At 50.4% G+C, this 7,595-nt stretch carries 9 protein-coding genes; all 9 read right to left on the bottom strand.

What is annotated here, in order from left to right; all coding sequences use genetic code 11:
* Positions 1-166: 166 nt before the first annotated feature.
* The 9 genes from B5E84_RS18165 to B5E84_RS18125 all read right to left on the bottom strand — a co-directional run bounded on the left by B5E84_RS18165 (position 167) and on the right by B5E84_RS18125 (position 7,593).
* On the bottom strand, positions 167-394 hold the full coding sequence (locus B5E84_RS18165) for a holin (RefSeq protein ID WP_087225717.1): 228 nt from the start codon (positions 392-394) through the stop codon (positions 167-169).
* A gap of 12 nt (positions 395-406) precedes the next feature.
* Positions 407-691, bottom strand: a complete 285-nt coding sequence (locus B5E84_RS18160) for a hypothetical protein (RefSeq protein ID WP_087225714.1) — start codon at positions 689-691, stop codon at positions 407-409.
* 14 nt (positions 692-705) lie between these two features.
* Positions 706-1,119 carry a putative ABC transporter permease gene (locus B5E84_RS18155; RefSeq protein ID WP_087225711.1) on the bottom strand — a complete coding sequence of 138 codons (414 nt, stop codon included), beginning with the start codon at positions 1,117-1,119 and terminating at the stop codon, positions 706-708.
* Positions 1,103-1,837 carry a DUF4376 domain-containing protein gene (locus B5E84_RS18150; protein ID WP_087225708.1) on the bottom strand — a complete coding sequence of 245 codons (735 nt, stop codon included), beginning with the start codon at positions 1,835-1,837 and terminating at the stop codon, positions 1,103-1,105. Before B5E84_RS18150 ends, B5E84_RS18155 begins: the two co-directional genes overlap by 17 nt.
* 1,009 nt (positions 1,838-2,846) lie before the next feature.
* The gene (locus B5E84_RS18145) at positions 2,847-3,872 is read right to left on the bottom strand and encodes a tyrosine-type recombinase/integrase (RefSeq protein WP_087225704.1); all 1,026 of its coding nucleotides are present in this window, start codon (positions 3,870-3,872) and stop codon (positions 2,847-2,849) included.
* A gap of 395 nt (positions 3,873-4,267) precedes the next feature.
* Positions 4,268-5,506: a phage tail-collar fiber domain-containing protein gene (locus B5E84_RS18140; protein WP_087225701.1), complete on the bottom strand. Its 1,239-nt coding sequence runs from the start codon at positions 5,504-5,506 to the stop codon at positions 4,268-4,270.
* 9 nt (positions 5,507-5,515) lie between these two features.
* Positions 5,516-6,037 (bottom strand): putative phage tail protein, encoded by a 522-nt coding sequence (locus B5E84_RS18135; protein ID WP_087225698.1) that lies wholly within the window; start codon positions 6,035-6,037, stop codon positions 5,516-5,518.
* A complete protein-coding gene (locus B5E84_RS18130) occupies positions 6,027-7,193 on the bottom strand; it encodes a baseplate J/gp47 family protein (RefSeq protein ID WP_162612899.1) in 1,167 nt (388 codons plus the stop codon). Before B5E84_RS18130 ends, B5E84_RS18135 begins: the two co-directional genes overlap by 11 nt.
* On the bottom strand, positions 7,186-7,593 hold the full coding sequence (locus tag B5E84_RS18125; RefSeq protein WP_087225691.1) for a DUF2634 domain-containing protein: 408 nt from the start codon (positions 7,591-7,593) through the stop codon (positions 7,186-7,188). Before B5E84_RS18125 ends, B5E84_RS18130 begins: the two co-directional genes overlap by 8 nt.
* Positions 7,594-7,595: the final 2 nt, after the last annotated feature.

The raw sequence follows: 7,595 nt of genomic DNA, 5'->3' as shown, positions 1-7,595 counted from the left end.
CGGATGGCTGCCTTCAACTTCTCCTCAATAGCGGGAATGTCCTTTACATTGATCGGTTTCCAATTCTTCATAGTCTGTTCTCCTTTTTTCATTTTATGGTTTGGTTTTGGAGTTGGCCCGCAGGCCGCCGGGATACCGCCCGGCCCGGAGATGGGGGATCACCTCCTTAATCTGCTGTTACCTCCGGGATTCCAGCGATGGACGTCGCCACCGACAGGATCCCGGCCAGAACGGACGCAGACGCTACCATCTGCCAGTTGACGTCACCCATGACCGCCGCGGTGCCAATGGTGGCCACGAATGTCTGCGCCATGGTCTTGACCGCCCTAACAGCGGCCGCCTTAGCCCACTTTACAGTGTCTACACTGGGTTTCCATACACAGTTCTTTAACATAATTTTCACCTCCTATTTAAAAAATAAGGCTGCTGCCGCCCCGGCAACCGCCCCTAAAAGTGCATCCACCAACCCGTCCCAACGTTTCCCTGGCTTAGCTTTTAGTGCCGCCACATCCTCGTTTAACTGTTTGATGGATTCGTTCATATGCTTGATTTCTTCCGTTTGCCTGGCCATTTCCAGGGCCAGGCCGTGAACGGCGTCCACGATCCGCTCCACGTCGTCCATCCGATGTTTCAGGGAGGCGATCTCGTGCCGGTATCCTTCAAGGGCCTTTGCAATATCTTCATCTGTCACAGTCTTTCACCTCCTCATAATCTATACCGTGGGCGTTCCTCGCCCCATAACAGATGCCGGAGCCAATCATCCAGCACGATGCCAACCAGCGATACCGGGACCCATAGCAGGAAATACTGCGGGCAAATCTGCCCCAGGATATTCCCCGACAGCCCACTGTAATCCCAGACGCCCCACCCCAGCCACAGATTGACCAGGCAGCCGGTTAGAAACTCCAAGGCAGTCACTATACAGGCCCCCATAAAGGCCTGGAGTTGTAGCGACATATCCCAGGGGATCACCTCGTTGATCAGTCCCAACACCAGAAAGCAGGCACCGCCCAGCAGGAACATAGTCCAGTGGCTATGCCCGCGCCAGACTAATTCGATCAGAACATAGATCAGGCCGCCAATAATGGCCAGGATCAGGTGCTTATGCCCCGTTCTCATCGCTATCACCTCCTGCCATAGCTGCGATCTGCGTCAGGTATGCCTGCAACACTTCTGACTGATACTCCTCCGGCACATCTGCCCCGTAGAATATGGCCGTCACCTCCTCCGCCGTCTCGCAGCCTGCGATCCACATATTAATGGCGTTGCAGTACGTGGTATGATAACTCACGTGCCACATAGCCGCGGTGATGATCGCCTGCATATCCGCCGCACGGTAATACCGGCACGGCTGGCCGTCTGCATGATATTCCAGCTGTTCCACACCAGCAGCCAGCTGGGCCTGCTTGCCGAACAGGTTAATCTGGTCATGTTCTGTCAGTGCAAAGTGCTCTACGCTACCACCTGCCAGGGTGACGGATACGCCGTTGTATATGGCCCTCTCACAGGCCGCTGATACTTCCCGGCGCTTATTCGCTTGCAGCTCCTCCAGTGTTGGCACATATGGCATTTCCGGCAGCTCTCCGGGTTCGTCCGGCGGGTCATAGGTGCTGCCGTCATTGGACAAGTACACCACCTGACCTTCGTCGCGGTATACCGTACCCCAGCCGGTCAATGTGTCCGCCAACACCCCGCCGGCGGTGTAGATGGATATATCGCCGCCCCACTCCGTGACAGACGGAAATTCGTCAAAAAATTCTATTCTAATGACATTCAGGTACACGTGGGACATTGACTTTATTCCGTATTCCTGATCTTTGATTTTTATTTTTTCCATAATAATTCTCCTTTTTCTTTTTGAAATAGCGATTTGCTGAATCTCATCGGGCGCAAGAATACAATGGATTGCAATACCCTGTATAATGGCATCTGGCTGGCGCAAGCTCCTACAAATGGTCCAGGGGACGGCTGGTGGATGATCATATCCTGTGGTGACACCATTACCCGGAAACAGCTGGCCTACAGTCTCACTGACAAAAGTAATCCCCAAACGAGAAACTATTCAGCTGGAGCGGCATCGGCTTGGAAAGACCTTTAAATAGCGATATGGTGGGCGTCTCCACGAAGGACTATACGATAACTCTGTCCGCGGATGAAAAATCATCCTGGGGCTATTCTTACATTTTTTCCTTATCGGAAACCGGCGACCGCCCGGACCGAACAGTCCTTGTGTTACCTGTAGCGTGTGGCCTGAGTTCCAACTGGAACGATAACGCTGTCGTGTCGGTCCACCAAAACGATTTTGTTCGGGTGTCGGCCAACCGCTCCGGCGTGTATGATCTCCAACTCGCCTTCATCTTCCGAAGGACGGTAATATAGCGATAAAGCTCCGGCGAATCACGTACATGATGACCGGTATTATACCAGGTCTGAAATGGACATAAAAATTGGCAGCCTGTGCTGGATCCACGGATCCTACATTGACGATCCCAACAGCTATTTTCAGGTGACGGGGTGGAGCGTTGTACCATACCTATCGTTTGCCAACGTCGAGGATGCCGTGCGTTGGTCCATCGTTATAGGCATATATGACCACAACAACGGAACACCTCGCGAAGGGCAGCTCTGTGTCGGTACCGGCGCGGTACGATACCGGAAACGTGCTGCACCGGGATCCTGGTCAGCTTGGGGATCCTTTTGATATGCCAATATAACCGCGAAAATCTTACGATGCCACCCTCTCCCTTGCCCTCATTATTTCTGTATATTACGCTCCCGTATTTCTCCCACGCAAAAAAGACCGCCTCGTAGCCGGTCAAAAAAAACATATTGACTACCTTATCGCATTACCCTGCCCGTAGTCGTCGGTAGGTATCGCAGACACTGGATGTCTTAACAGTCACATAGATCATAGTAGTTTCGATCTTATTATGCCCCATTAACACCATCAACTGTTCTACCGGCATCCCGCGAGAGATCATGTCACACGCAAATGTTCGTCGAAATCGGTGCGGATGGACATTTTCCACCGATGTCTTCTCTCCAATCGCTTTCAATAAATATTGCACCCCCGCTATTGTCATGCGACTAAACGGGGCCTTCGCTGTCACAAATAGTGGCCGCATTTGCAGTAGATCTTCTCCTACCCTCTCCTTTCTCATGCGCTCGCGCAAATATCGTTTCAAATGGAATTTTGCAACATCGTCCAACAGGCATATACGCTCTTTGTTGCCTTTTCCGCGAACGTAAAATTCCATCTTATAGAAGTCAATGTCCTCCACATTCAACTGGCAGACTTCCGACACACGGAGACCAGTAGCCAATAAAAACTCTATCATGGCCCTGTCCCGGCTCCGATCACAGTGTAACCGCAGCGCCTCCAGTTCCTCCTGGGCAAACGGTTTCTTAATTGTGATTGATACTTTCAGATTCCCAATTTGGCGCACCGGATTGTTGGGAACTAATTTCTCCAAGGTCAAAAAATCCCAGAAACTGGATAAATAATGGATCCGGGTCTGCATGGTGCTCATTTTGATCCCACGTTTTTCGCGCATTACTGCGTAGTAGTAGCGTAGATCCATAGCGGTAATATCTTCCAGGCGTTTTCCGACGAAATCCAGCATATTGTAGATCTCGCGGCTATACTGCCGCAATGTGCTGTCAGCTCGTCCGGTAGTTTTCTTACTGCCCAGAAACATATTGATCTTTGCTACGTCGCCATCCGTGCCGGTCGGAGCCAGTTCGCTACACTCCTCTACCACTTTTCGGCCATGAAACTGGATGTATAGCACGTTCTCCAGCTTTTCCATCTGTGTATCCGTCAGATCCGGCATCATGGCCTCTTTTACGGCTTGTATGATTTTCTCAATCATGCCTATCCCTCCTTTCCCTTATAGCATAAGGGAGTCTGAGATAACGCACAATCACCCGAAAATACTCAATTAAATTGGCATATCACTGTGCCAACTTAGGGCGATATATCGCCCTAATCGTAGAGATCGCACCAGCTATATTTCACGGAGCCGTCTACCCACCATTCCACACGCAGTGTATTTTTCTTCGTGGTGGGGTGCTCTTGGACAGATAACGTGCGAACGGTACGATTGCCGCCTTGTGGACCCTTGACTAATGGATATTCGGTGCTGTCAATATACATAACAGGCGCATTCATGGTGCCGTTGAAACTGACGGAATTTATCCGGGTAGACCACACCGGTAGATATATTCCATCGTGTTTATGGTTTGCCGGAGCTTTATCGCTATATCATCAGGTTCCTATAACGATGTACTGCATCCATATTTTGCTTTGGTATTCTGGAAAGGCGCCCTCGTTATCCATGAGCAGCGCCAAGGAATTATTGGCTCCATTATTGATTATGGACCGCACGGCATAATTCTGCGCCATAGGGACGGCGATGCAGCTGTACAACTCCGCATCGCTATACGATTCTGGGAATGTAATGCTTGCACGGCCATAATAATCAACTAAGCATTCTAAACGACCAAACTGGATCAACACGTTATTGATCTGTAGCTTTTTATACTGAGATACGACAGCTGATTTATTCAACTTATCGCTATTTAACTGAGCAATTTGTTGCCCTAATTGGTACACCGCTGCCGCACTTGCTGGCAAATTGGAGTTATTGGTGGAGGTGTTGGACACCAGCTGCCCTATGTAGCACGCTCCAATCGCAGTGCTGCGAATGTCCTGCGCAAACTTTAGGACTTTTCCCGCAAACACCTTGAAACTGTCTCCCGCTGCTGGAATCGGATACTGGGCAGTGGATGCTGTGAACTCCGATACCTTCGTATCCTTGATATCCCCGCCAGACACATCCACCTTATCCGCCTTCAGCGACTTCACCCACCTGGCCAGCCATCCCAATACCGCTTTTGTCGTTCCTCCGGATGCCGTGATCTCCGGATACTTGACCTCGTTCGTCGGCTCCGATATGGTGGTTTCCGTATTGGATATGGCGCCGCCGTCGCCAGTCACCTTGCTCACCTCCAGACCCTGTATACCTGCCTCCAGTTCCAGAATATCCTCTGTTGTCGCCGCTCCCGCAGGATTGATCTGCAATGTCAGGGATTCTGCCTGTGATACCGGAATACTGACATTATAAATGAACGAGGACGGTGCCACTCCATCGTAAGCAGGCATCTGATCCGGATCCGTTGCTGCTGACACGGAGAAAAGCCGTTCTTCATCGCCATCCATAACATACAAACCAATGTTTTGAATCAAATATTCCGATCCTACAGTTTCATTCCCGAACAACAGCCGGACAGATACTGCCGTATCATTGATCACCTTGACATTTGACGGGATGATTTCCTGTTTCACATCTTGCAGACTTGTCAGTTTTGTATAATCCGTCCCCTCTGCATATGCGTAGCTGGACGTTCTGGCATGGGAAAAATTCAGCGTCAATTCCCCTGCCACCACTTTGGCCAGGACCTGGTTCCCGGCCTCTGTAATTATTGCTTTTTTATATGCTCCCAAGGTTTCCTCCTAAATACTTTGAACAAATGTTCTTGCCATCACTTCATCCACGTAAATATTGCCAGAAATATAATTGGTAACTTGCTGATTAGATATCACTTGCAGATGCGCCGGGATAATATCCCATAACAAGTCATACAGCAGATCCACCGCTCCATATCTGGCCGATGTTACAGATATCGTGATCTTGCTAGCTGCCGAATCAACGCTCATGGAATAATCTTCCCCGAACAGTTCCGTCAACCGACTGCGCAGGAACGGTTCCGAAAACGGAACAATGGTGTTGTACTTCTGCAAGATCCTCTGCCGCCGGTATTCCAGCGTTTCGCTGGGCGATGCAGTAATGTCAAACCGCTGTTCATACAGTTTCAGTGTTGCTTCGTCGCAGGTCTGGATGAATAGATTTTCCCAAAGTTGTGTGACATTTTTCTCCAGATCATTAATTGCGCTCCCGTGCACGGCCATGATCTGCTGAAATTCCACAATCGGCCGGAAATATTCCGGGAGCTGTTCCATCAGATCAGCCGCCATTGATCGTCACCGTCCCCAGAGACGGGATCTGCTGAAGGCTCGCAGTCTCCGTCAGAATCAGATCCGCTGCGGATCCGTTAATAGTTACATTCGACACATTGACGATATCGGGAATTGTCAGGATTGCTGCCACAATGCGCGATATGTACACTACAACAACATATTCGATCTTCTGCCCCTTAATCGCGCTCCCCCAGGTCTGACATACGGAGGTAAGATACTCCCGGATCTTCTCCTCCACTTCAGCCTGGAAGGTTTCCTCCCCGGATACCACTTTTGCCGAGAATTGAATGTTGCAAGCGATATTAAGTGTGATATTGGTAGCCGTCGTAATCGTTACCTTCGCCCCGATCGGCGCCATACCATATCCGTTTGCGGATGGATCAGATCCTCCTTCCTCCGAAGGACAGATTGCATCCTGTACCGCCTGAATTACCCCATCCTCTGCCGGTGTCAACTGATCGCTTAGGATACTGCACAACACGGTACCGCCACCCTGCCAGGCCGGATATACCTGCACCGCCCCAACGCCGTCCATCGCAAGGATGGTGTTCCGGTAGGACGCGATATTTCCCCCAAAATTCGCCACATCAAAAGACGCAAAATAACGCGCTTTTAAAGAATCGTCCGTCTCCTCGTCCGTGCCGGGTGTCACGATCTTGCCAATCACCGCTGACGTCAATCCAGCGATTGCCGTAATGGGAATCAGATTCCCCGTGTAGGAATTTCCGACGACTCCCGCCGTTTGGCAGGTCATCAGGTACACCTTTTTTCCCGTCTCCTCGTCATTGCTCGGATCTGCCTCTACCTGCTCCCCTGAAACAAAGATCACGGAATTCGCGCCATTAATGGTTTTAAATTGGGAACTTTCCGGGATTTCCACATCAAATATTCCTCTGCGCACTGCCGGCGTGGCGGACTTTCTAGTCAATCCGCGTTCCGCCACTCTATAATCCAGCGATACACCTACCGCCGTATCCGCGTATGCGTTCTGTTGCAGTTGGTCCAAAGTGATATAGGTACCTTCTAAAAACCACGCCGCCGGCCCTACCGCAGTCTGGATGATGCTTCCTTCCCTGGTATCAATGCCAGATGGTACTTTCTCCAACATCTGCTTTTCGATTGCTTTCTGCGTGTACCCGCTGAGATCAATCACTGATAACCACCTCCTCCTGAACAGTTCCATATACCGTTTGAACGTCAAATGTCACTCTCATAGCCCCCTTTGCCTCTCTCCTGAATTCGTAGTTATCCACAGACAGAATCCGATTGTCCACAGAAAATGCCTCCTCAATCCGGCGGGGGAGCTCGGACTGAATATAGGAGAAATCTTCTCCAACCAATTCCTCCAACTCTACGCCGAAATTACTGCTGTAGATTTGCCAGCGAAAACGTTCATTAGCCAATATAATTTCTATCGCCTGCCGCATGGCCGAAAGCCCAGTACTGGTGCCGGCGATCTGCCTGGAGGACCAGTCTATAATAAAAGTATTGGTAGGACGGTCCACGTATTGTATCGGGGCCGATATCCCCACCCCCTGCGGCAATGTTGACATAT

The sequence above is a fragment of the Lachnoclostridium sp. An14 genome, assembly GCF_002160755.1.
Lineage (GTDB): Bacteria > Bacillota > Clostridia > Lachnospirales > Lachnospiraceae > Lachnoclostridium_A.
The sequence above is the reverse complement of the archived record's forward strand: the minus strand, read 5'-3'. Positions and strand labels throughout refer to the sequence as shown.

Coding starts and splice junctions, on each gene's coding strand:
- B5E84_RS18165 (WP_087225717.1), bottom strand. CDS start 394: ATGTTAAAGAACTGTGTATGGAAACCCAGTGTAGACACTGTAAAGTGG.
- B5E84_RS18135 (WP_087225698.1), bottom strand. CDS start 6,037: ATGGCGGCTGATCTGATGGAACAGCTCCCGGAATATTTCCGGCCGATT.
- B5E84_RS18155 (WP_087225711.1), bottom strand. CDS start 1,119: ATGAGAACGGGGCATAAGCACCTGATCCTGGCCATTATTGGCGGCCTG.
- B5E84_RS18150 (WP_087225708.1), bottom strand. CDS start 1,837: ATGGAAAAAATAAAAATCAAAGATCAGGAATACGGAATAAAGTCAATG.
- B5E84_RS18145 (WP_087225704.1), bottom strand. CDS start 3,872: ATGATTGAGAAAATCATACAAGCCGTAAAAGAGGCCATGATGCCGGAT.
- B5E84_RS18125 (WP_087225691.1), bottom strand. CDS start 7,593: ATGTCAACATTGCCGCAGGGGGTGGGGATATCGGCCCCGATACAATAC.